The organism is Chryseolinea serpens (assembly GCF_900129725.1).
In the GTDB taxonomy this organism is placed as follows: Bacteria; Bacteroidota; Bacteroidia; order Cytophagales; family Cyclobacteriaceae; genus Chryseolinea; species Chryseolinea serpens.
Window position 1 is genome coordinate 2,532,983 of record NZ_FQWQ01000001.1, and the last position, 23,508, is coordinate 2,556,490.

Sequence of the window (23,508 nt, forward strand, 5' to 3'; positions counted from 1 at the left end):
ATGTCATTGCTCACGAGCGAACATATGGATTACATCGTCAAGGACCTTGGCCACCGGGGCATTGTCCTGGAGGGTTTTCAGGAAGAAGTTCTTGATCACCTCTGCATTCTCGTGGAAAAAGAAATGGAGGGTGGCAAAAGATTCGTCGATGCCTATCACCACGCCTTAAAGCGATTCGGCCATACCACCGGTTTACGACAAACACAACGACAAGTTCTCATCACCGATACTCAAACCACAAAGCTCATGTTCAAGAATTATTTCAAGATTGCCTTGCGCAATCTCACCAAACATCGTTTCTACTCGCTGGTCAACATTGCGGGACTGGCAACGGGTGTTGCTTCCTGTTTGATCATCTCGCTCTTTATTTTAAATGAGTTGAGCTATGACACGCAGCACGTCAACCGCGATCGCCTGTACCGGGTGAATTTCCGCATCAAATTCGGCAACCTGGACTATGACATGGCGGTGACACCACCCGCGCTTGCCCCGGCCTTGCTTCAGGACTACCCCGAAGTGGAGGCCGTCGCCCGGATCCGTGTCCAGGGAAATTATCTCGTAAAAAGAGACCAGGAAAATTTCAAGGAAAAGAATGTCGCCTATGCCGACAGCTCGTTTTTCAAGGTCTTCACCATTCCGTTTCTTCATGGCAATCCTTCCAAAGCGCTCACCGAACCCAACACCATCGTCGTTAGCCGCAAAATCGCCGACAAATATTTCCCCAATGAAAATCCCATCGGGCAGACGCTCACGTTCTTCAACAACTGGAACAATAAGATCGTCGGCGTCATGGAAGATTTTCCCGACAACAGTCAGTTTCACTTCGAAATACTGGTGTCGATGCTGAACAGTGAGGAAAGCAAAGGCACGGTGTGGCTAAACAATAATTTTCACACCTATGTCCTGCTGAAGCCAGGCACCGATGCCAAAGCGCTGGAAAAGAAATTCCTCGGGATGAAAGAAAAATATGTTGGTCCCCAGATCCGGGAATTCCTGGGCGCGGAAAACACGCCCGAGAAACTCGCCGCCGATGGCAGTAAATTCGACTTTTGGCTCATGCCGATAACGGACGTGCATTTGCATGCCAAGACCATGATCGAAGTGGAGCCTGCCGGTGACATCGTCTATATTTATCTTTTCGGAGCTATCGCTCTTTTTATACTGGTCATTGCCTGTATCAACTTCATGAACTTGTCTACTGCCCGTTCTGCCAATCGTGCGAAGGAAGTGGGTGTCAGAAAAGTATTGGGATCGCTTCGCTCGCACCTGGTTCGTCAATTCCTGCTGGAGTCTGTGCTCATCAGCGTCATGGCGTTTCTGCTGGCGTTGGGGTTGGCCTTCGTGTTCCTTCCCACGTTCAATGAGCTTTCGGGCAAGCGCTTGCATATTCCGGTAGGCGATCCCAATTTTCTCGTTCTGTTTGTGGGGCTGTCCTTGTTCGTTGGTGCTTTGGCCGGCGTTTATCCTTCCTTTTTTTTATCGGCCTTCAAGCCTGTCAATGTGCTCAAGGGAAAGCTGGCGTTGGGGATGAAAAGCGGTTTGATCCGGAGCGGCCTGGTGGTTTTTCAGTTCACCATTTCCATATTCCTCATTGTGGGCACGATCACCATCAACCGGCAGCTCACCTACATCCAGGAGAAGAAAATCGGATTTAACAAAGACCAGGTCATCGTCATCCGGGAAGCGCATGCCATGGGCGATCAACTGGAAAGCTTCAAGAACGAAATGTTGAAGAATACCCACATTCTGAGTGCAACCATTTCGGGGTCACTGCCCGTGGCCGGAACCGACCGGAACAACAGCACCTACTGGCCACAGGGAAAACAACCCGACCAAGACAATATGGTCGGTATGCAAGGGTTCTATGTCGACTATGACTATATCAAAACCCTGGGGATGGAAATCAAGGAAGGCCGCGACTTTTCGCACGACTTTGTTTCGGATTCCACCGGCATCATCCTCAATGAGGCAGCTGCCAAAGCCTTTAACATCGACGGCGATCCCATCGGCAAAAAAATAGAAACGTTCAAATCCACGGAGAATAATTCGATCGACAAAGAAAAGCGCGATGTCTTCACCGTCGTGGGCATTGTCAAAGATTTTCATTTTGAATCCATGCGCGACAACATCACACCCCTGGGCATATTCCTCTCGAAGAGCAACGGGCTTATCTCCTTCCGGTTCGAGTCGAAGAATGTGAATGACGTGATCGCTGCCCTTGAAAAGAAATGGAAGCAGATGGCGCCGACCCAACCGTTCGAATATACTTTCCTGGACGATGACTTCAGCAGCATGTATGCCACGGAACAAAGGCTTGGAAAGATCTTTGCCATCTTTGCCGGGCTCGCCATCATCATTGCCTGCCTGGGATTGTTTGCGTTGAGCGCTTTCACGGCCGAGCAACGCACAAAAGAAATCGGCATCCGGAAAGTTCTCGGCGCCACCGTGACCAGCATCGTGCTGTTGCTCTCCAAGGAGTTTGGCAAACTCATTGTCATCGCTTTTATTATTGCCGCACCAATCTCCTGGTTTGCCGTGAAATGGTGGCTGCAAAGTTATACTTACAAAACGGAGGTGGGTGTGTTGGTTTATGTGCTGGCGGGGGTATCGGCTTTCCTGGTTGCCTGGCTGACCATGGGATACCAATCCATAAAAGCCGCCGCATCGAATCCCGTGAATTCGTTGCGCAGTGAATAATTTTTGGCAGGAGGAAGGTTTAGCCCAAGGCCAGACCTTCCTTCAACGCTTTATCCTATTTTCGTTTGTCGAAACTGTAGCGATGCGGCGAGCTGCGCGGGCCAATGCTCCTTCTCTCCTCCAACTTCTTTGGCAGCTCCAAGGCCATCAGCTTTGTGCGAATGTCGACATCATAAAAAAAATCAAAAATTCAGAGGCGTTGTCGACATCGAGTATGAAGGCGGGATTATGCAATGATGGGAACCCCGGATATCTAACCAACGAAGAAGGCATGCGTGCAACAAAAAAATGATCGAGAAAATGGGTTAAAGCGGGAATTTGATGACGGTTAACCCGTTAAAACCGATAGATCAATGAAGGCATCGGGCTGATGTTGAGTCGGACGCTCTGCTCTAGTTCCATAGCACGTTTCATTTTTTGGGCACCCCTGATCCAAATGACCATTCCAGGAATAGCGACACCGGTTCCGGCGGCTACCAGGGCGACACCCGCGAACATCTTCAGATCACCGCTATTGTTGTTGGGGTGGCGTACTCCCGGGTTTTGCTGGTTATAGTTCCTACTCTCGTTGCGGCCCACCTCCACTAAAATGACTCCGGCAACCTGCAGCGCTCCGCCAAACGCCACCATTCTCACTCCCCTATTCCTCATATCAGAGCTCGGCACATAGGCGACCTTAACCGGACTGGACGTCCAATACAACGCACCGGCAATGGATTGACTGACAGGAGAAAATGCAACGCGTTGGGTTTGTGCCTGGGCTGTAGCGACTGCCAAAATCATCAATGGCACCAGCATGAGCACAATCCGACTCTTCCGGATCGTCGGCATGTATCTTGCGCAACAGCCGAGGGGGAGAATAATAGGATGAACAGAGCGATTTTTTAGCGATAGGAAGAAACTCATAGCGTTCCCGTTGTGACGTTCATTTAAACAGCTACCATTCGCATAGGCGAGCAGCAAAGATAGAATTGTCATTATCATTTGCCCGTTTTATTTTTTAGTCGCGCGCCTGGCCTGGGGAACGGATATTGCTTAAGTTTCCAATTCATCCCCTCTGCCCATGATCAAGTATAGGATACTCCTGCTTTTTGTCTTGTGCGCAGCTTCCTGCAGGTCTCCCGAAAAGTCAGTACCCCTTGAGGATCAACCGGTAGCAAGCCAAGATTCAACACCGCCAAGCGTGGTTCTCCCGGACAATCCTGCGAACCCCGATGTTCCTGTCAAAATCGACACGATCACGGTGGCCGAGTTTGTAGCCAGCTTCAAAGAGCCCGAGCTTCGGAGATATTCTGTGGATGACATTCACTACCACGAGGGGGATTTGAGTTTTTTTGGTACGAAACGTCTGTTCGTAAATGATTCCTTAAAACCGCTTCCTATTTCTGGTTACCCCAAATCATTCCGGGAAATGGGCAATGGAACGAAGCGCGTCACGGCCATGGGAGATTCGGGAATAGGAATATACATCTGTGTGTATACGGTGGACAAGTTTTACAATTATATAGACCGCGCCGTGTTGACAGCGTATGGCGGGGACGAGAACGTGACTAGTAAGGAATCCGGCATTTTTTTAAACGACTCCACTTATCTCCAAACAGAGTCAATGATCACCTATGCCGACAACGGTGATGTCGCAAGTGTCGACACCGTGAAAAGGCGTTTTGTCATTCATTCAAACGGAAAAATAGTCACCGAATCTCTCAATCCGTAGGTATAGTGCCCCAAGCATCAATATTCCGCTCAGCGAAACCACGTCCTCGCTAAGTGCCCTCCCGGGTTCCCTAAATGACGCTTCCGGCCATGCGGTGGGGTGGATACATTCGGATATGATTCATCGCAAGATCCTATCGCTCCTCCCGGCTGCCCTTCTTTGGGTGCCGCTGATCTTCTTTTCGCTTTTGTTGTCGCACAACGCCATGTTGTATTTTACGCACGGTGGCGAATACGGCATCCTGCCTGAAAAAAGAGTCGCGCAACAGGATATCTTCTGGAACGTTGCCTTCTATATTCATCTCCCCACCGGAGTTATTTGTTTGCTCAGCCCCATCGTTCTTTTCACCCGCAGGTTTTTCAAAAAAGCGCTTGACCTTCACCAGGTGATGGGGAAAATATACGTATGGGTGACGTTGACTTTAGTCTGCCCCACCGGCATGTATCTCGCTTGTTATGCCAAAGGAGGCTTCATTACCCAGGTTGGTTTTATGTTGCAGGGGATTCTTTTGGCGGTGTTTACGTACCGGGGTTATCAGGCGATCGCAGGCGGAGATAAGGTCGGGCATTTTCATTATATGATCCGCTCCTATGCGATCGCTTCCGTGGTGCTGTCGTTCCGGATCCTTCACATTTTGTTTTTCCTGCTGAATGTCCCTTACCAGGACAACTATGCCATCTCGCAATGGCTCGGTTTATTTGGCAATTTCCTGATGGCCGAGCTCATTATCTTTTTTATTGAAATCAAAAAGTCACATTCACTAAAATCCCAATCCATATGAAACCCATGAGAAGAATTCTGGCGCTTTGCGTCATTGTTACATCGATCATTGTCTTTTGGCTGAACCCCGGAATAAACGCGGCAAAGGACACGACATACGTCCGCCGGTATGAAGACACGGACCGGAAAGCAGGTGGCGACACACTGGCCGTCAACAACCATCGCCGGAAGTATCAGAAATCCGACGCACAAAAATCCGAGCAGGGAAAGAAAGTCTACAAAAAAGAGCAGATCAGTTCGAAGGACAAATTATCAAACTTAAAAGCAGAAATGTTTAGCCGGGCTATTCAGTTCGAAGATTCGATGGTTGTGAAGAAAGAACTCGAAGAAGTTGTCTTAACCGGGAAAGACACCCTGATTATCAATCCTTAATCGAAAGAAAAGCATGCGATCTATTTGTCTGTTTCTGGCGTTCGCGTTTGTCACCGGTTGTCACCTGGCATCTTGCCAGGAAAAGACTTCTTCCTCCAGGTCTTTCGATGAGCCCTGGGTCACCGATTCGGCCTCCACGATGTTGATACCCTATCGGTATGACGCCAATCTTTTCTCTTCCGACAAGATGAAGACCTGGGGCAATTACTATGCAAACTACATTGTGTATGACTTTACCTCCGACTCCTACAAAACCCTCTTCCCAAGCGACACCTATATTCAGGCGCCGGATTTCTATTCCTACAGCAGCCGCCGGGGTGAGTCACGCCAAAAAAGTCTTTCAAAGCCGTGGATCTTCTTCCTGGTCAAAAACAAAGACTATAGCGGCAATGGAAAAATTGACGAGCGCGATCCCTTTATTCTATATGTTTCGGATACTCACGGTGAAAATCTAAAGCCCCTCACCCTGGAGTCTGAAAACGTTGTTTCCTTCACGCTCTATGAAAAGCTCGGCTTTGTCCTTCTGAATATTCAACGCGACAAAAACAATGACCGGGAGTTTCAGCCAAACGATAACGATCATTACATGGTAAAGGTAAACTTGTCGGATCTCCGTTTGGGCAATAAGATTGAATACAGGAAACCGTGAGGCTGTCATTTTCACCAAAAGCGTGTGATCTTTTCAAACGCCCGTCCATGATCTGCCGGATGATGGACAGGCGTTTGTTGGCCCGGGACTGACACCTCTAATTTCTTTTAAAGGATCCTTCACGCTAAAACAGAGAGTTGTTATTTTAGTACCCTGGATTCGAGAACTTCACAAACGGGTAATTAAAATGGAAAATCGAAAGGCCTTGTTGATCATCGATATGCAAAACGAGTCGTTTCCGCCGGGTGCGCCGTGCTACGACATGGAAGGCGTTGTGAGCCGAATCAATGCGTTAAGTGCAAAGTTTCGCGCGGCGGGGCTCCCCGTTATTTTAGTTCAACACGATGGAGCGGCTCAAGGCGAATACGTGCCGGGCACACCCGGTTGGGAACTTATACCGGAACTGACGGTTTCCCCCGGCGACATCCGCATCGGAAAGACAGCAAATGATACCTTCTATGAAACCGAATTGCAGACCATCCTGGATCAACGGCAGGTGAACGAGTTGTTTATCACCGGCAGCGCCACCGACTTCTGTATCGACTCCAGCATCCAGTCGGCCTTGACCAAAAACTACATCGTGAACGTTGTGAGAGACGGCCATACCACCGGGGAGCGATCGCACCTGAGCGCCCAAAAAATAGTGGAACACTACAATTGGGTGTGGAGAAATTTAAATCCCACCAAAGGCCGGATCGTCATGAAGCGCGCGGAAGAAATTGAGCTGTGAGCCGTCGCTTTATTTCCGATACAACTTTGGCTCCGTGTTCAACATCGGGAACTGGCGCTGGTGCCAATAGGGATAGGCCGGCAAAATGGCGCTGACTTTGTCCAGCCGCTGGACTTGTTCCAAGGTTAAATTCCATCCCACGGCATCCAGGTTTTGTTTCAGCTGTGCTTCGTTTCTGGCTCCGAAGATGATGTTAGAAACGGTAGGGCGTTGCAGCAACCAGTTCAGTGAGATCTGTGCGATTGTTTTTCCGGTCTCCTTTGCCAGTTCATCCAGGACATCAACGATGTTGTACAACCGATCATCATCGTTGTCGGCAGCCAGCACCGGGTTGCCGCCCTGGGCAACACGCGCATCGGCAGGGGCGGGTTGATTCCGGCGGTACTTGCCACTCAGCTTGCCACTGGCCAGCGGGCTCCAGACGATCGTTCCCACGTTCTGATCAATCCCCAAGGGCATGAGTTCCCATTCAAAATCGCGATTGAGCAAAGAATAGTAGGCCTGGTGTGCCACGTATTTTGACCAACCGTATCGTTCTGAAATGGAAAGCGACTTCATCAGGTGCCATCCCGAAAAATTGGAGCAAGCGATGTAGCGGACTTTTCCGCTCCGCACAAGATTGTCCAACGCGTTTATGGTTTCTTCCATCGGCGTGTTGCCGTCGAAACCGTGCATGTGATAGATGTCGATGTGATCGGTGCCCAGCCGCTTCAGACTGTCTTCGCAGGCCTTCACCAGGTGTGCGCGTGACGACCCAAAATCATTGACAGCATCCGACATCGGGAAGGTGGCCTTGGTGGAGATCAGCACTTTGTCTCTCAGCCCGGCGATCGCCTTGCCTAAAATTTCTTCGGCAGCTCCCCCCGAATAGACATTTGCCGTATCAAAAAGATTGACGCCTGCATCGAGGCAGAGGTTGACCATTTGCCGGGCTTCGTCCACTTGCGTGCTGCCCCAGGCTTTAAAAAAATCATTGCCGCCTCCGAAGGTGCCGGTTCCAAAGCTTAAAACAGGTACTCTTAATCCCGAATTTCCTAATTGTCTGTATTCCATTTGTATAAATTGAATGTTAGCAAGTTCATGGCCAGTCAGCCAACTGACCAGCGCTACCAGTCCAAAAGTTAAGAACGTGTGAGCACAAAAACATACCGTTCAAATTAAATTACAAACTCGCGGTCAGATAAATCTTCCGCAACAACGTCGAAGAAAATTTAAGCTCCCGAATTCAAGGCGACATACCTGTGATCTGCGATCCATCGTCCGTGTTTTCATCTCACAAAAATTATATCCCTGAAAACTTTTGTATGGAAACGATTGCAGAAGGTCTGGCGCTTCTCTACTTTCGATGCATCGACCCATTATTCTGCCCCGCGCTCAGGCGATGGCATGATGGGATTTAGTTTTTTTTAAAGCAGTCATCATTGTTACCTGATGACGCGGTGATCTCTCCCGGCACATGGTTTTTCTGATCTATTCTTATGGTGCTGTTGCGATTCCGCTTTGTTCGCAGGACTCTCTTGTAATCCGTCCGTTCTCATAAATTTTTTTTACAAAAAAAAAACCCGTAACACGTTATGAAGAAAAATGAAAAAAGACCCGTTACCGTAAAAATCAAAAGCGGTAATGAAGATGCGCTCAAGGGCGCCCATCTCTATTTGTTCAGCACAGAAGGAGATCTGCTGGAATCAGCGGCGATCAAAAACGGTGAGGCCCAACTCAAAACGGCTGCACACGACTTTGAAGGAAAAACACAGTTGATCATTGGCCCGGAATTGCCGGACGACTATGCCGGACGAAAGATCACTCCCCTACTGATGAAAAAAATGGGAGGCTATCAACCCTCCGTGCACCTCAACGCCGCCAATGAGATCCTTGTCCAAGGCGTCCCAAAATTTAAGTTTCCGATTTTTGATTGGTGTCTCATCACCGGGAATTTATCAAAGAATTTTACCATCGACGGCCAGAACAAAACGCTACCCGTTTGTGACGCCCGCGTGCACATCTGCGAAGTCGATCGTATCGCCTGGTGGTGGTGGCGTATTCCGATCCACATCATCGACGACCTGGCAAAAAATCTTCGCGAGATCCTCGTCAATCCACACATCGTCATCCCTCCTCCTGGCCCCGACCCGGGCCCGGATCCCGAACCTTGGATGGCCGCGAATCAATTCCAACTGCGATCGGCCAGCGCCAAAGCTCCCGCGTCGATCCAGGGCGATCTGAAAAAAATGGCCTCCATTAATTCGACCCTGCCGGCGCATGTACAAAACGGTTTGTTCTCGGTTTCCGAAACCGTTGTGCGCGAAACGATCCAAAACAATTTCCACCTGCTGCACCCTTACTTGTGCTTGTGGCCCTGGTATTGGCCCTATTTTTATTTCTGCGACGAGATCGTTACCGTGTATACGGATTGCAACGGGCGCTTCAACTACGAATACCTGAATCTCACCAACGACAAGGACATTTATGTTTGGGTAGAAGTTTGCATCAACGGCACGTGGGTCACCGTCTACAAGCCTGCGATACCTTGTCACACGCGATGGAATTATGCTTGCGGTTCCGACATCAACATTACCATCACCGATCCGCGCGTACTGCCCTGCACCTGTGGGCAACATTTACAAGGTGAGCTGGTGTGGTTCCGTTCCATCGGCGAGTATGCCACCGCGCTTCACATCGAGCAAGGCGACGCACACACAGTATCACTTCAAGGTGTCAACTTCCCTAATGTGGGTTGCACCGACGTTATTGATGCAAATCGCATCAGCCCGTTTGGGGGAGGACTTGCCTTTAAACTGTTGTTCGGCGATGGATTGCCAAAGACCGGCATCACGCACTATCGTTGGAGAAAAACGCGGATCAAGAATGCGGCCTTGGGAAATATTTTATTCCCCAGCACCAGCGTGGTGAATGGCCTGGTGCAGAAAACCTATTTCGTCATCACCACCGACAGCGGCGGACACATGCATTTCGAGACAAAGGCCGTCACGCTTGGCGCTGAAGGAAGCGGAGAAAATATCGGTTATCGCATTCCGCATTGGGACATCTACCAGGATCCCGGCGTGCCTGCGGCCGATAAATTGCTCACCATCCAGTGGACCAGCCCCGACTTTTGGTCAGCCTCGTTGGACAGCAATGCCCTCGTAGAAGGTTTGTGGCGCTTCGACCTGGAGCTGCTCGAACTCGACGGCAGTGGCACTTTCCAAAGGGTGCCCGTTCCGAAGCAGGTATTCCAGGTATCGGACTACAACAATTCCGGAAACTCTGTTGATGCACCCACCGATTACCTGAACATAAACCTGATGACGCCAACGCTTGCCTCCAATCTGAAAGTTAAAGTCCGGATCGACAATGCCCATTGTCAGTCCGACATTCAGGATGCAAACATCACCGTCAACAGCGTGGTGGAATATTCGGGACGATGCGGCTTCCTGCATTATACCGCGTTGAACCAGCCGGTGCACATCAGCTTTATCGCCGCGCACCCGAGAAATTTTGCCACGTTTGGTTTTACTGTGACAAAGGGCAACAACACGGAGAACCCCGGCATCAACCAGAGTGGTTATGTCCTTTCCAGTGTGGGATTGTATGCACTGTCCGGCGGAATATTTTTCAGGGACGTGCTCGTGTCACAACTCCTGGGCACCTGCCCGCAGGCCGCGTTCGCCGAAAACCTGGGCGTGTATTCGCTGGCAACCGACGGTTCACGGCGCCTCTATGAATATGATGCGTGGGATACCAACGCATTTGCCCTTAGCAATACCTGATTTTGAAACTCTTGCAGGCACACTCGCCTGCAAGAGTTTTTTTTATCTCATCAATCCAACATCAGCTTATACAATTTCTCGAGCGCCACCGTAGTTTGTTTGTGCAGGGGGCTTTCGGTTACCGTGCCCAGGTTTATCGCCACAAACATGTACGTATCCTTTTCAGGAAAGTAATACAACTGGCAGCCGGCGCCGAGCCCGCCACCGCTATGACCGTAGCCAGTGTGCCCCTGAAATTTGCCATAGTCCAGCCCAAGCCCGTAGGTGGGATTGCCTTTGCTGTCGTTGGCCCACGATTTCATCAGATCGAGCGTGGACGGTTTGAGAAGTTTGCCCTGCATCAGTCCTTTTAAAAAAGCGAGTGCTTCTGCCGGCGTGGTCACTATGCCATCGTCGCCAATCAAGGCGCGCACGTTGTTGCGTTGCAAAAGGGAAACGTTTTCCAGTAGGCCGTCGCTATAACGATCCCAGTAGGCATTGACCAACCCGGGGTAGTCGAGGTAGTGCGGGTCGTTCCGATAAAATGTGTTGGTCAGGCCCAGCGGGGTGAAGATCACTTCCTGCATGTACCGGGCGTGATCGCCGGTGATGGCATCGACAATGAGTGCCAGCACCACATAGTTTGTGTTGCGATAGGAATACTTGCTCGCGGGCGCAAAATCCAGCGACTTACCGCCGATGTATTTGAGATAGTCTTCCGGTGTGAAGTCGTGTTCGGGATGCTGTAATAAGGTCGTGATGTATGTGGGGATGGAATTGTATTCAGGGATCCCCGAAGTATGATTCATCAACATGCGAATGGTGATGGTCGAAGGCTTGTCGATGTAGCGACTGTACTTTTCAGGAAGATACCGGGTCATCGGCGCGTCGAGATCGATTTTATTTTCTTCGTACAACTTCAGGAGGCATACGGCCAGGTAGGTCTTCGAGATACTTTGCAGGTATTGCAGGTGGCACAAAGCCATCGGTGTTTTGTCTTCCACTTTGGCCAACCCTTGCGCCACACTCCACGCCTCGTTCGGCGTTTGTATGCTCAACACCGCGCCGGGCACACCCTGGTTCACCAGGTCGTCCAAAATTTGTCGCGCACTGTCGCGAGTGGAAGAAGCGCTCGCAGGGGTTGCTTCGTTGCAGGCTTTTGTCGCCAGATCGCCGACATAGGGTGAGCAACCTGCGGTGAGCCCTGCGACGATGAAAAGATAAACTATAATGTGTTTCATGAATTTCTTTGATTAAAAATGAACTCTCGAACCCACCTGCACCAATGTTTCGGGCACCACGGGCACGCTCTTGTTATAGCCGCTGACCACCAAAAGCTGATAGCTGACAAACGGCGACACCAACGCCTGGCCCGATCCCTGCACGTTATATCCCGCCGATATTCCAATCGGCAACGTCAGCATCCCCTTGCCCCTGTGACCCGCGGTTTTCCACTCGCCATGGGTTTGTTTTAACGCGGGCGACGGACGGCTTGCCAGCAAGTAGCCAATACCAGCCTTGAGTTCTCCATAAAAATTATCGCCAATGCCCGGACGCCAAACCGGCTGGGTATAGAAAAGCAGTCCGTTTCCAATGGTCCTGTTGCGATACCACACTACCGACAATTGCTGCACAAATTTTTGATTCCCCGTGTAGCTCACCTCGGTGCCGAGGCCTATCCCCACATTCTTGAAATTGGATTTGAGATCGTGGAAGGGCACCGCGAAAGCATGGAACTGGAGGGTGACAATGATGGGGAAATCCTGGTAGGTCCGGGGTGAATCCGATTGGCCCCTGGCCGATAGAGCAAAACAAAAACATAGGGCCAGGCCTTGTGCAAGGTGTTTCATGGATGGAATGATTTACAAGACAATATTACGGCGGCCGGTTTGGCCTGGGTTGGACTTTCCGGGGGTTTTCCGGCGAAGTGTGGCAACTTTATCCGCCAATTGCCGTCACTCCGGCTGAAACCAGCTCTTAAATGCGCTGGCTTTGGTGCGGCTCACCGTGATTTCGGCAGGGAATTGTTCGGTCGCGGCGATGAGCACCTCCAGCTTGCCGTTTTCGGCACGCCGGAATCCCTGGATCACCTGGCGGTGCAAAATGTATTGACGGTTAAGGCGGAAGAAAACCGAGGGCAGGTTCTTCTCCAGTTTGTCGAGCGACTGGTCCACCACAAACTTTTTGCCTGTCAGCTGGAACACCATCACATACTCCCCCTCCACCGAAAAACCCGCAACCGTTTCGAAGGTTAACTTTAGATCTTGTTTGCCTTGCTTCACCACCAGGCCATCGGTGCGCTCGCGTTTTTCTTCGTGCCGCTCGGCTTCCAGGGTTTTCCATTGATTATAAAAATAGAAACCGATATAAATGCCATTGATCACAAAAAACCAGATGCTGATGATGAAGATGTCGGTGGTGTAGAAGTTCAGTGCGGCGGGTTTGCCCCGGGCAATCCAACTGGAGAGCTCGGTTAGTGCGATGAGGATGGCCAACCCCAGCACGATGGTGGTGGCCAGTTGAACCACGATGCGCTTGACCAGGCCTTGGTGGAACGGCAGCTTCCGGTCGAGGTAGAAAATAAGTTTACGGACGGCCCACCAGGCGATATAGCCCTGCACCGTGTCGAGTGTGAAGGTGATGAGCAGGAACCAGCGCAGGCGAATGTTGGAATAGGTGAGATAGTAGTTGAAGGCGCTGATAAACGGTATCAGCACCAGGAACAGCGTCACATCGGGACGATACGGATTTCGGGCAGAACGGTCTTCCTTCATGGGATACTCAGAGCCACAAAAATAACGAAAAGTCCCTTCAGCAATTCAGTCCATGAAGAGGAGTCGCTTGCTGGAAGAAATTTATCTTAAAGGCTTGTTGAGGTGGCCAGCGCTTTCCCTTCACATTGTCGCTGGAATTTACGTCCTTCACGAGCGAACCCCAATCCGGATCCCCATGCTGTACATGATCATCGAGCGATTTCACCCGCATCAACTGCGCACGTTATACCAACGATTTGATGAAAAGGGGCGCATGCTCCCCGAGGGCGTACGGTATATCAACAGTTGGATCGACGAAAATGTCACCGTTTGTTACCAGGTGATGGAAAGCGAATCCATCGAACAACTCCAGGAATGGGTTGGTCGCTGGAACGACCTGGCCGATTTTGAGATCATCCCCCTGATCACCTCGGCACAGGCAAAAGAAAAAGTATTGGGCGGAAAGTGAGCTTTCCCTAGCCTGCCACCGGCCATTGCTCCAACCTCCAGGCACTGTCCCAAAACATCCACTCCAACTGGCAGCCGGTGAGAAACGCTTCCGTCATGAACGCCCTTTGATCGGGAGTGCAGGTGGCGGCGACCTCATCGCAAATCCGGATCGCTTTGCCGACGACGATCCCGAAGTCATTGCCCGAATAGGTGTTGATCCATTCCTGATAGGGATTGCCCTCTTTATTTTGATGCTGAAATATATAATCACCGACTTCCTTATAAACCCAGAAACAAGGCAACACCGCCGCCATGGCAATTTCAACGGGTGCGATAGCCGCCGTGCTGATCAGGTAACTATTGTAGTGATGACATGCCGGTGACACTTCGATTTTCTTTGCGCCGTCTTGTCCGCTCAAATACCCGGCATGCAAAGCACTCTCCACGACGATGGCGCCTTCTGCAAACCGGATAAAATCGAGCACATGATCTTTGCGATGCGCGCGCGCCGCAATCATGGCCAGCGCCCTCCCAAAGTTCTCAAGATAACGGGCATCTTGCGCGATGTAGAAATTGAACTTCTGCCGGTCCAACGTGCCTTCGATCATTCCTTTGATAAAGGGCATGACGACAATTTGGTCATAAATGGGTTGTGCCTTTTCCCAGGCCGATTTACTCCAGGTCATGTGTGATCAGTTTTTGAGGATTGAAAAAGTGATTGAGCGGACCATGTCCCTCACCCGTCTGTACATTTCTGCCTGCTTCTATGGCCTGGTGCACATACTGCGTGGCCTTTGCGATGGCTTCCACCATTTCAATGCCCCGCGCCCGGTAAGCGGCAATGGCAGAAGAAAGTGTGCATCCTGTTCCGTGCGTGTTGTCGGTGTCGATGAAACCCGATTCGAAAATCTCCTCTCTTCCGTTGGCATCCAGGTATACGTCAAACAGGTGATCACCCTTGAGGTGGGCGCCTTTGATCAACACAGCGCGGCAACCTGTCTTGATGATCGCGCGCGCGGCCAACCGCATGTCGTCTTTATTTTTTATCGAGATGCCCGCGAGGAGCTGCGCCTCGTGCACATTGGGTGTCACCAGGTCGGACAGCGGGAAAAGCTTTTTCTGTAGGGTATCGATCGTGTTGTCCTCGATAAGTTTGTCACCACTGGTGGCCACCATCACCGGATCCAGGATCACGGGCACAGCATATGCTTTGATGGCCGAGGCTATGGCCACCGCCAGCTCTGCCGTGTGCACCATGCCTATTTTTATTGCCGCGGGCCGGATGTCGTCCATCACTACTTTTATCTGATCGTGAACGATGGCCGGCGGTATGCTGTGTATGCCAAATACACCCCGCGTGTTTTGAACCGTGATGGCGGTGATCGCGGAGGTGCCAAAGCATCCCAACGCTGAAAAAGTTTTTAGGTCGGCTTGTATGCCCGCACCGCCGCCACTGTCGGAGCCGGCGATGGTCAATACACTATAATAACGCAACATGGTCATTTACTTTAGGGCTCTTTCTATTTCCATTCGAATGGTTTCTGCTGCCCGCGCCGGATCGGGAGCGGAACAGATCGCAGACACTACCGCCAGGCAATCGGCGCCGGCAGACATTATCGCAAAAGCATTGTCGCTTTTTATTCCTCCAATCGCCACCAGGGGTTTTGAGCAAAGCGATCTGATCTTGCGGACACCGTCCAATCCCCATTCGGTAATTGTGTCGGTTTTGGTTGGGGTGGCGTACACAGGACTGATGCCTAAATAGTCGGCGTGGTGGGCGGCAGCACTCGTCGCTTGTGATTCTTCCTCTATGGAGTAACCGATCACGTGATGCTCCGGCCATTCCCTCCGAATTTCCACGGGCGACCTATCCGAGTTGCCAACATGGATGCCCGCGGCGTGACAAGCTTTGGCTACATTCAAATTATCATTAATGATCAGGGGGACATGGTAGCGGTCCAGCATTTGCTTTAGCCGCAGGGCTTTCTCTATAAAACCTTTTTCATCCAGGTCTTTCTCACGCAGTTGAACCAGGTCGACGCCTCCCTTCACGGCGGCTTCGGTGATCTTGATAAGGTCTCTGCCCAAACAAGCTTTCTCGTCGGTCACCAGGTACAAGCGATATGGAAATTCCTGCTGCCTCACGCGCCTACTTTCAATCGCTCTGCAAAATCGCTTTCCCGAAGCGTGTACAAGCTATCAAGAAAATTCACTTGCAGACTTCCCGGCCCTTTCGAACGTTGCGCGGCCAGTTCACCTGCCACGCCCATCAACGCCATGGCCGCCACGGTGGCATTCATGGGGTCCTCGGGATGAACAGCAACAAAGGCTCCCGTCAATGCTGTAGCGGTACATCCCATGCCAGTCACGCGCGCCATCATCGGGTGGCCGTTCGACAGTTTGACCGTCTTGTCTTTATGCACAATAATATCTGTGGCGCCGGAGATGCAGACCACGCTACCAAAATGTTGGTTGAGTGTCAACGCCGCATCCACGGCTTCTGTGCTTCGGTGAGTGCTGTCGACGCCTTTCGTTGGAGTGGTATGTTTGCTTGCCAGGGCCAGGATCTCGGAGGCATTGCCGCGAATGATGGTGGGGCGAAGTTGCAATAAACCCTCCAGCACTTCATTGCGATAGGGCGTGGCCCCGGCACCGACCGGGTCGAGCACCCAGGGCACATGCAACGCATTGGCCTGCGCGATGGCGAGGTGCATGCTCTTCACCCAATAGTCGTCGAGCGTGCCGATATTAATGACCAACGCGCCCACAATCGATACCATGTCCTTCATCTCTTCGTGGGCATGGGCCATGATGGGCGAAGCGCCGACCGCCAAGAGCGCATTGGCGGTGTTGTTCATCACGACATAGTTGGTAATACTTTGTACGAGAGGAGATTTGTCCCGCACCAATACAATACTCTTCCACAGTTGCTCCTGCATAAACTAAACTTTAGATCGTAGATTATAAAAGGGCAATAGGAATTTTCCCGAATGGGATATGCACAGAGATTGCAGCATTACTTTTCCCTTCGCCAGTATGACCTGGATCAGGTTCAAAGGGTATTATCTCAGTTCCTATTTTCGGAACACCCCTAAAGCCGTGTCAAAGCTATAAAAAACTATTCTAGAAATGCTAATCGGTTACTTTTTAATTAAGCCGGGCGCGGCTTTGCATTGCCTGCACCACAGTCCTTTTCCCCGGGTGGCCCAGGCGATGAGGTAGATGGAAATTGTCAAAAGAAAAAATGACAGTGGCCAGAAGTTTAGATTCCAGAGGATCACTCCGATAGCTATGATCACGAAGATCGTACCCGACAGAAATAACTGCCATCGGTTTTTCTGGATCAGTGGGCCTCCGCAGGTTGGGCAGATCTTGTTGTTCATCTATGGATTAGGTTGGCTACTGTACGCTGTGATCAGGGTTTTTCACCGCTCGAACTTTTTACCATTCCTTCGAATCAATCTGGATAGAAATTTAATAAATTACCCGATCATAAATACCCCCATCGTCGTCCAACATCAATTCGGGATCATGAACAACACAATGAGAGTCTACCATCGCTACCTTGGTTTTTTTCTTTCGGGCATCATGGCGATGTACGCCCTCAGCGGTATCGTTTTAATTTTCCGGGACACGGACTTTCTAAAACGCGAGACCGAAGTGGAGCGGCAACTCCCGGCAAATCTCCCCGGGGAAGAAATCGGTCGGTCACTCCGTCTGAAAGAATTTAAGATCGAAAAGACGGAAGGAGACCTGGTCTATTTCCGGGAAGGCACGTATAACCAGTCCACCGGTCAGGCCAAGTTCAAAGCAAAGCAATTACCCTACGTGCTGGACAAGATGACCAAGCTTCACAAAGCGAACACCAACCAGCCGTTATTTTTTCTGAACATCTTCTTCGGTGCAGGCCTGCTGTTTTTTGTTCTCTCCGCATTCTGGATGTTCCTGCCCAACACAGACATCTTTCGGAAAGGCGTATTTTTCGCAGTCGGAGGTCTGGTGCTTACTTTGATCTTAATTCTCTTGTAGGGGAATTCGTTTCTTAAGTCGCACATCCTTATTCACATTTACGACAAAAGCAAAAGACGCTACAAAGATGCCGTTGTGGTACTATAGCCCTAAAAACAGGCTAAGATTGTGGTTTTTACGACTAGAAAGGCGAAAAACGGCATAGCCGCAGGATATTAAAAATATCCGAACCCACTCTTATGGAATCCCCCACCTTCCGGCATCCTGTAAGAAACATCGGTTATGAAAGAAAATATCGCGCTGTCCATTTCCTCGCCTTGTTCGGAAAAATGGAATGATTTTACAGCCGCATCAGGCGGCAGATTTTGTGGTTCCTGCAAAAAAGTTGTTGTCGACTTTACCAAAATGGGCGACGCCGAAATCGTTGATTTTTTTCGCGCCAAACCAACCCATACCTGCGGACGCTTTCGTCCGAATCAATTGAAAGTATATCCCCACACAGCGGTGGCGAAAATCAATCCAGGCCTCACGTTATTCAAAGCAGGCTTCGTGAGCTTGCTCCTGCTCATGATGAGCAAACAAGCTTCAGCACAAGTCCCTGGTATCAAAACCAAAACCGAAGCAGTGGCTCCCTGTCCGGATGTGCCCGCCATGGCGCGCAAGGCGGTCAAGCAGATCATCCGGGGCGTTGTCAAATCCGATGAAGATCATTCGCCACTTCCGGGCGTGAACGTTTATTTGAAAGGATCCACTGAGCATACTATCACTGATGTAGACGGCCGGTTCGAATTTCCCCGTGAGCTCAATGCGGGTGATGTCCAGGTGTTTAATTTTATCGGGCTCGAGACACAAGAACATGTTATCCCGGGAAATGCTACCGAGTCGCTCGAAGTGTCCATGACGCCCGCCTACCTGGAGTTGATGGGCGCAATTGCCGTTGACGAGACCTATGTTAAAGAGCCATCAGGCCTTCGCAAGCTTTGGCTGGCCATTAAAGCCATATTCTGATCTTCTTGTTCCTCATCCGATGAAGACCGCTTGGACGTTTTGCATGGCTGTGATTTTTTCGGTGCATCTCTACGCACAGCGAACAGATTTTGCATGCACTGACTTTAGAAATGCCGACAACGTTGCTGCCCGATACTCCAAGCATCCTCTGAACGATTTGAAAAGTCTTGCCGATAAGTTGACCCGGTCATTGCCATCGGAAGAAGAAAAATTCAGGGCCATCTACGTCTGGGTAGCCAACAATATTGAATACGACTACGCGCTTTATTTAAAGAATAAACAGAAACGAGAAAGCTTAAAAAAACCAGAGGACCTGGCCGCATGGAACAAAGGATTCAGTTTGCGCGTGTTCAAAAATTTGCTTGAAAAACAAAAGACCGTCTGCTCGGGCTACGCCTACCTGGTCCGGGAACTGGCCACCTACGCTGGCCTAACCTGCGTGATCATCGACGGTTATGGACGAAATGCTCATTCCAACATAGGAGGGCCCGGCATCGCCAACCACTCCTGGAATGCGGTGCGGCTTCACAACAAATGGTACTTGTGCGACGCCACGTGGTCGAGTGGAGCCTATGATACGGAGCAATCCAAATATGTGAAGAAGTTCGATGTTTCCTATTTTTTAGCCGACCCCTTGTCGTTCGTTAACAATCACTATCCATTGGATTCATCCTGGATGCTCTTGGCATACAAGCCCACGCTGGACCAATTCTTAAATGGCCCCCTGGTCTATAGTGGCGCATTGCTACACGAAGTCCACGCGATGTCTCCCAGAACGCTCAACCTGGTAGCCGCCAAAGGAGAAACCATATCCTTTCAGTTTGCCAAGAATGGCGATGAGATTGTTAAAAGCTTGCAGTTAACCATTGAAGGCCCGAACACGAAGCAGACTTTCGATACGCGTTATCGAAATGATTCCAGCGGTGGCTATTCCGTTGATCATACCTTCCATACAAAAGGAACGCAAACCGTCCATTTTCTTTTGAACGAACGCTACATTTTCACCTATGTGGTGACCGTTCGCTAGCGTCTGTTTGCGGCGATGTTAAGCATGAGGCCTTTTTTACGTTTCGAAAAAAAGCTACTTTTAAGAAGCCATCATGAAATTCCATACCTTCTTAATTCTTACATTTTTTTCGCCAGGCGCTTTGCCCAGGCGCGATTTGATCCCACAACGATCTTCGCGAGCAAGTAAATCTGCCGTTAAACTGAGCACGAGTAACTACCATCAAAACTAATGCAGAGCGAACAAAAAAAAGGAATTCTGATCGGCTTAGCCATCTACGGGGTCGGCACAGTGCTTACCGTTATTGTCCATTGGATCTACGGATGGAAATATCCTCATGGACCACCGCCTAGCGCCATTCCCATTTTTGTCACGATTGTTATTGGCGCGATCCGATTGCTCATCACCGCATACCGTGTAATCCTGAAAAAATCTGCCTTAGCCAAAGGAGAATTAATCGTTCACGCTTCTGCCGCCCTGGTGCTCATCCTGTTGATCCAGTGGTTGAAGTACTATTCAGGCTGAATAATATTCAGAAAAAAAGCCATGGCCTCCTCCGAGTGCAGCGCGTTGGTGGAGTCCATCGTTATTGCCGCCACCTCGGAAGCTCGCGAGAGCATTTGCTTCTCATAGGCAGCGATGGCTGTCCGGGAGTCTTTGAAGGCTTCGCTGGTCAGACAGTCGCTGAGTTCGAGCGCATCCAGCATCGCCATGTTCACCCCTTCACCGGCATAGGGCGGCATCAGGTGAGCGGCATCGCCGAGCAGGGTTAGGTTGGACTGCGACTCCCAGTGTTGATCGAAGGGCATGCAGTATTGTGGACGCGGAACAAAATTGCCGTGCGCATGCTCAAAAAGTTCTTGCCAGGCGATGTCCCATCCTTCAAAAGTTTTCGCAAACCAGTTTTGCACTTGCTCCCGGTTTGAAAAGTCGATGCCGCAATCCCTGCTCCAGGACTCTTCCGTTTTGCAGCCTGTATAAAACACGAGACTGCCGTCGCCTTTGGAACTGACGATGAGACTTTTCCCGTCGTCGCCCAAGGCAAAGATCTTTCCTCCATTTAACAACCGGTGGATGTCGGGACTGTCCTTTGCGGAGTCTTTCACGGCGCCTTCCACAACCGTGACCCCGGAATAAAAAGGTTTTATGGGCGTCAGGTAAGATCGGATTTTGGAATTGGCACCGTCGGCAGCAACGACGATGTCGGCGGTTGCAGTTTCGCCGTTGCGAAAGATCAGCTTCCATCCCATGCCGGCCCTTTCCATGGAAAGCATGTGTCGATCCCACCGCACGGTACCAGGTTTCAAGGCGTCCAGCAAGATCTTTTGAAGCGGGCCGCGATCAATTTCCGGGCGTGAAACCTCGCGGTCGGCATAATCATGGTCGTCAAATATTACGTTGCCATTTTTATCCACGAGACGCAGCTTGTCGGCGCCTGCACGATGGTTGGCCCAGAAGGCCTCGATCAGGCCGGCTTCTTTCAAAGCGCGGAGCCCCGACTCCTCGTGCAGATCCAGCGTTGCTCCCTTGGGTCTTGCGTGCTCGTGAAGATCTCTTTCATACACGCTGACATCGGCACCCTTATTTTGTAAAAGTCGTGCCAGGGTAAGTCCTCCGGGACCTGCGCCGACGATGGCAATCTTCTTCCCTTCTATCGCATTCATCAGTTTATACATTTTCTATTTTAACATTCCTTTAATGACGGCCTGACAGCACGCAGCCAACACAGCCTTGGTGATAATTTGTTTCGATCGTTCCTGGTGATCAAAATATTCAGTCACCAGGTCCAGCAGCGGTGAAAACAGCAGGGCTCTGTAGACGTCGATGGGAAAGTCGTTGATGGTTCCTTTTTGTACATGACGTTTCAGAAACTGGTGAACCGGCTTAAAGTGATCGCCTTGCCGGATGCCCTGATCCTTGTAGGCCTTGTTGAGCAACGGCGATGATTTACCATACTGGATCAAGGCGAAGGCATGCTTATTATTTTTCAGATAATTAAAAACATTCGACCACAGCTTCTCGACGCCTTCCGCAAATTCCGCGTTGGGATCGAAGTCTTCCAACGTAGCTTTCTCATAGGCACCCAGCACTTCGTCAATGAACAGTTTGATCAGCAGGTCCTCTTTATTTTCGTATTTGATATAGATCGTTCTCGGCGATATGTTGACGGCCTTCGCCAATTTTTGCATGCTCAGGTTCTCCAGGCCTTCCTCGGCAATGATTTGTAATGCCACGGTGCGGATGGCATTTTCCATCTCCAGGTTCTTGGGTCTCATAGGAATTGCTGTTTATAAATCCATGTTTTTATCGGCAAGACAGAGCCGCCCGGTTTTATGGTCTTTCTGATCGATTTGCCGCATAATTCTGTTTGTGATACAAAGGTAATAATTAGTAAGTAAACGTTTATATACTTAAAAAAATTATTTTTTTATGGCCCCCTTTCATCGCGAAATGGCTTTCTGCGGATAATATTCATGATGGCTGCCACTTTTACCGGCGATTTAAGGGGGTGGCGACTTGTCCGACGCAGGGCTTGTGAATGAGAAGTCTTCCGGACGACATCAATCCAGAAACACAAAAGGTGTTATGATCGGCAAATTCCAGCGATCGAAGGAGTTTCTGCACGGGGGCGGTGAAAACTAAAAAATAATACAGCACGCTCATCCATTTTTACGCCGATCTATTGCCTCGATTTCTTAAATTCAACCAGCAAAAAACCTTATCCATCCTATGCATACCCTCAAAAAAGAAGACATCAAACAAGAAGTGTTTGACCTCTACGACGACTACGCCCACAACCGCATCGACAGACGACAATTTGGAGAAAAGCTGACCAACTATGCCGTAGGGGGTGTTACGGTGGGAGCGTTGATGAGTTTTCTCATGCCGGACTACCAGGGTGGCATTCAAATTCAGCCAAACGATCCCAGGCTAAAATCAGAATATGTTAACTATCCGTCGCCCAAAGGTGCTGGAACTATCAAGGCTTTGCTGACAAAACCCGTTGACGCAAAAAAGAAACTCGGCGGCATCGTGGTCGTGCACGAGAACAGGGGATTGAACCCGCACATTGAAGACGTGGCCCGGCGCGCAGCCCTGGCCGGCTTCATTGCCATCGCACCCGACATGCTCACGCCCCTCGGCGGCTATCCCGGAACCGACGATCAGGGACGCGAACTCCAAAGCAAGCGCAACCGCGACGAGATGCTGGAAGATTTTATTGCGGCCTATGACTACCTGAAAGCCAATAAGGACTGCAACGGAAAAGTTGGCGTGGTGGGCTTTTGCTTTGGCGGCTGGATCGCCAACATGATGGCCGTGAGAATCCCCGACCTGGCTGCAGCGGTTCCCTTCTATGGCGGGCAACCGGCTGCCGAAGACGTCGCCAAGATCAAGGCGCCGCTGCTCATACACTATGGTGAGCTCGACACGCGTGTCAACGAAGGATGGCCTGCCTATGAAGCAGCGCTCAAAGCGAACAACAAAGAATACACCGAGTACATGTACCCCGCCGCCAATCACGGCTTTCACAACGACACCACGCCGCGCTATGACAAGGCGGCCGCTGAACTGGCGTGGAAGAGGACGGTTGAGTTCTTCACCCAGAAATTGAAGTAACCGCGCGTCACAGCAG

The 23,508-nt window shown here is 50.5% G+C and carries 24 protein-coding genes and 1 riboswitch; of the genes, 13 read left to right on the plus strand and 11 right to left on the minus strand.

The genetic code is table 11. The features are described from left to right. Complete coding sequence (locus tag BUB30_RS10040) at positions 1-2,697, plus strand: ABC transporter permease (RefSeq protein ID WP_245804058.1); 2,697 nt, start codon at positions 1-3, stop codon at positions 2,695-2,697. Between the two features lie 336 nt (positions 2,698-3,033). Here the strand turns inward: BUB30_RS10040 and BUB30_RS10050 are convergent, their stop codons facing one another. Next, a complete protein-coding gene (locus BUB30_RS10050) occupies positions 3,034-3,675 on the minus strand; it encodes a hypothetical protein (RefSeq protein ID WP_143164844.1) in 642 nt (213 codons plus the stop codon). A gap of 85 nt (positions 3,676-3,760) precedes the next feature. Between BUB30_RS10050 and BUB30_RS10055 the strand changes: the two genes are divergently transcribed. The 5 genes from BUB30_RS10055 to BUB30_RS10075 all read left to right on the plus strand — a co-directional run bounded on the left by BUB30_RS10055 (position 3,761) and on the right by BUB30_RS10075 (position 6,942). Further along, complete coding sequence (locus tag BUB30_RS10055) at positions 3,761-4,411, plus strand: hypothetical protein (RefSeq protein WP_073133277.1); 651 nt, start codon at positions 3,761-3,763, stop codon at positions 4,409-4,411. A 115-nt stretch (positions 4,412-4,526) separates the two neighbouring features. Then, the gene (locus BUB30_RS10060) at positions 4,527-5,192 is read left to right on the plus strand and encodes a DUF2306 domain-containing protein (RefSeq protein ID WP_073133279.1); all 666 of its coding nucleotides are present in this window, start codon (positions 4,527-4,529) and stop codon (positions 5,190-5,192) included. 5 nt (positions 5,193-5,197) lie between these two features. After that, a complete protein-coding gene (locus tag BUB30_RS10065) occupies positions 5,198-5,563 on the plus strand; it encodes a hypothetical protein (protein ID WP_143164845.1) in 366 nt (121 codons plus the stop codon). 13 nt (positions 5,564-5,576) lie between these two features. Beyond that, complete coding sequence (locus tag BUB30_RS10070; protein WP_143164846.1) at positions 5,577-6,212, plus strand: hypothetical protein; 636 nt, start codon at positions 5,577-5,579, stop codon at positions 6,210-6,212. A gap of 187 nt (positions 6,213-6,399) precedes the next feature. Continuing rightward, on the plus strand, positions 6,400-6,942 hold the full coding sequence (locus BUB30_RS10075) for a cysteine hydrolase family protein (protein WP_073133285.1): 543 nt from the start codon (positions 6,400-6,402) through the stop codon (positions 6,940-6,942). A 9-nt stretch (positions 6,943-6,951) separates the two neighbouring features. Here the strand turns inward: BUB30_RS10075 and BUB30_RS10080 are convergent, their stop codons facing one another. Continuing rightward, complete coding sequence (locus tag BUB30_RS10080; protein WP_073133287.1) at positions 6,952-7,995, minus strand: aldo/keto reductase; 1,044 nt, start codon at positions 7,993-7,995, stop codon at positions 6,952-6,954. 521 nt (positions 7,996-8,516) lie between these two features. Here BUB30_RS10080 and BUB30_RS10085 point away from each other — a divergent pair. Further along, positions 8,517-10,709, plus strand: coding sequence for a hypothetical protein (locus tag BUB30_RS10085; protein ID WP_073133289.1), 2,193 nt, complete (start codon positions 8,517-8,519; stop codon positions 10,707-10,709). A gap of 50 nt (positions 10,710-10,759) precedes the next feature. On the opposite strand, the gene BUB30_RS10090 is transcribed toward BUB30_RS10085, so the two are convergent. From BUB30_RS10090 to BUB30_RS10100, 3 genes are all read right to left on the minus strand, one after another. Continuing rightward, positions 10,760-11,929, minus strand: coding sequence for a serine hydrolase domain-containing protein (locus tag BUB30_RS10090; protein WP_073133291.1), 1,170 nt, complete (start codon positions 11,927-11,929; stop codon positions 10,760-10,762). 12 nt (positions 11,930-11,941) lie between these two features. Beyond that, complete coding sequence (locus BUB30_RS10095) at positions 11,942-12,538, minus strand: hypothetical protein (RefSeq protein ID WP_073133293.1); 597 nt, start codon at positions 12,536-12,538, stop codon at positions 11,942-11,944. Between the two features lie 105 nt (positions 12,539-12,643). Further along, positions 12,644-13,462 carry a LytR/AlgR family response regulator transcription factor gene (locus tag BUB30_RS10100; RefSeq protein WP_073133295.1) on the minus strand — a complete coding sequence of 273 codons (819 nt, stop codon included), beginning with the start codon at positions 13,460-13,462 and terminating at the stop codon, positions 12,644-12,646. 175 nt (positions 13,463-13,637) lie between these two features. On the opposite strand from BUB30_RS10100, the gene BUB30_RS10105 reads away from it, so the two are divergent. Further along, positions 13,638-13,910 carry a DUF3303 domain-containing protein gene (locus BUB30_RS10105; RefSeq protein WP_073133297.1) on the plus strand — a complete coding sequence of 91 codons (273 nt, stop codon included), beginning with the start codon at positions 13,638-13,640 and terminating at the stop codon, positions 13,908-13,910. 7 nt (positions 13,911-13,917) lie between these two features. Here the strand turns inward: BUB30_RS10105 and tenA are convergent, their stop codons facing one another. Genes tenA through thiM form a run of 4 tightly spaced genes read right to left on the minus strand, consistent with a single transcriptional unit; the run spans position 13,918 to position 16,830 of the window. Continuing rightward, positions 13,918-14,577 (minus strand): thiaminase II, encoded by a 660-nt coding sequence (tenA, locus tag BUB30_RS10110; RefSeq protein ID WP_073133299.1) that lies wholly within the window; start codon positions 14,575-14,577, stop codon positions 13,918-13,920. Then, a complete protein-coding gene (gene thiD, locus BUB30_RS10115) occupies positions 14,564-15,388 on the minus strand; it encodes a bifunctional hydroxymethylpyrimidine kinase/phosphomethylpyrimidine kinase (RefSeq protein ID WP_073135040.1) in 825 nt (274 codons plus the stop codon). The genes tenA and thiD overlap by 14 nt, the downstream gene beginning before the upstream one ends. Positions 15,389-15,394: 6 nt before the next feature. Further along, complete coding sequence (thiE, locus tag BUB30_RS10120; protein WP_073133301.1) at positions 15,395-16,036, minus strand: thiamine phosphate synthase; 642 nt, start codon at positions 16,034-16,036, stop codon at positions 15,395-15,397. Further along, a complete protein-coding gene (gene thiM, locus BUB30_RS10125) occupies positions 16,033-16,830 on the minus strand; it encodes a hydroxyethylthiazole kinase (protein WP_073133303.1) in 798 nt (265 codons plus the stop codon). The genes thiE and thiM overlap by 4 nt, the downstream gene beginning before the upstream one ends. A gap of 67 nt (positions 16,831-16,897) precedes the next feature. Next, positions 16,898-16,994: riboswitch (TPP riboswitch) on the minus strand. 428 nt (positions 16,995-17,422) lie between these two features. Here thiM and BUB30_RS10130 point away from each other — a divergent pair. The 4 genes from BUB30_RS10130 (at position 17,423) to BUB30_RS10145 (ending at position 20,399) form a co-directional block, all read left to right on the plus strand. Continuing rightward, on the plus strand, positions 17,423-17,920 hold the full coding sequence (locus BUB30_RS10130) for a hypothetical protein (RefSeq protein WP_073135042.1): 498 nt from the start codon (positions 17,423-17,425) through the stop codon (positions 17,918-17,920). 222 nt (positions 17,921-18,142) lie between these two features. Next, on the plus strand, positions 18,143-18,868 hold the full coding sequence (locus BUB30_RS10135) for a carboxypeptidase-like regulatory domain-containing protein (RefSeq protein WP_073133305.1): 726 nt from the start codon (positions 18,143-18,145) through the stop codon (positions 18,866-18,868). Positions 18,869-18,911: 43 nt separating this feature from the next. Beyond that, the gene (locus BUB30_RS10140) at positions 18,912-19,895 is read left to right on the plus strand and encodes a transglutaminase domain-containing protein (protein ID WP_178377068.1); all 984 of its coding nucleotides are present in this window, start codon (positions 18,912-18,914) and stop codon (positions 19,893-19,895) included. A 210-nt stretch (positions 19,896-20,105) separates the two neighbouring features. After that, entirely contained in the window at positions 20,106-20,399 is a 294-nt protein-coding gene (locus BUB30_RS10145; RefSeq protein WP_073133309.1) for a hypothetical protein, read from the plus strand. Here the strand turns inward: BUB30_RS10145 and BUB30_RS10150 are convergent. Both BUB30_RS10150 and BUB30_RS10155 read right to left on the minus strand, forming a co-directional pair. Beyond that, positions 20,387-21,538: an FAD-dependent oxidoreductase gene (locus BUB30_RS10150; protein WP_073135043.1), complete on the minus strand. Its 1,152-nt coding sequence runs from the start codon at positions 21,536-21,538 to the stop codon at positions 20,387-20,389. The two genes, BUB30_RS10145 and BUB30_RS10150, sit on opposite strands and share 13 nt — an antisense overlap. Positions 21,539-21,553: 15 nt before the next feature. Continuing rightward, the gene (locus tag BUB30_RS10155) at positions 21,554-22,150 is read right to left on the minus strand and encodes a TetR/AcrR family transcriptional regulator (RefSeq protein ID WP_073133311.1); all 597 of its coding nucleotides are present in this window, start codon (positions 22,148-22,150) and stop codon (positions 21,554-21,556) included. Between the two features lie 454 nt (positions 22,151-22,604). On the opposite strand from BUB30_RS10155, the gene BUB30_RS10160 reads away from it, so the two are divergent. Continuing rightward, positions 22,605-23,492, plus strand: a complete 888-nt coding sequence (locus BUB30_RS10160; protein ID WP_073133313.1) for a dienelactone hydrolase family protein — start codon at positions 22,605-22,607, stop codon at positions 23,490-23,492. Positions 23,493-23,508 lie beyond the last annotated feature (16 nt).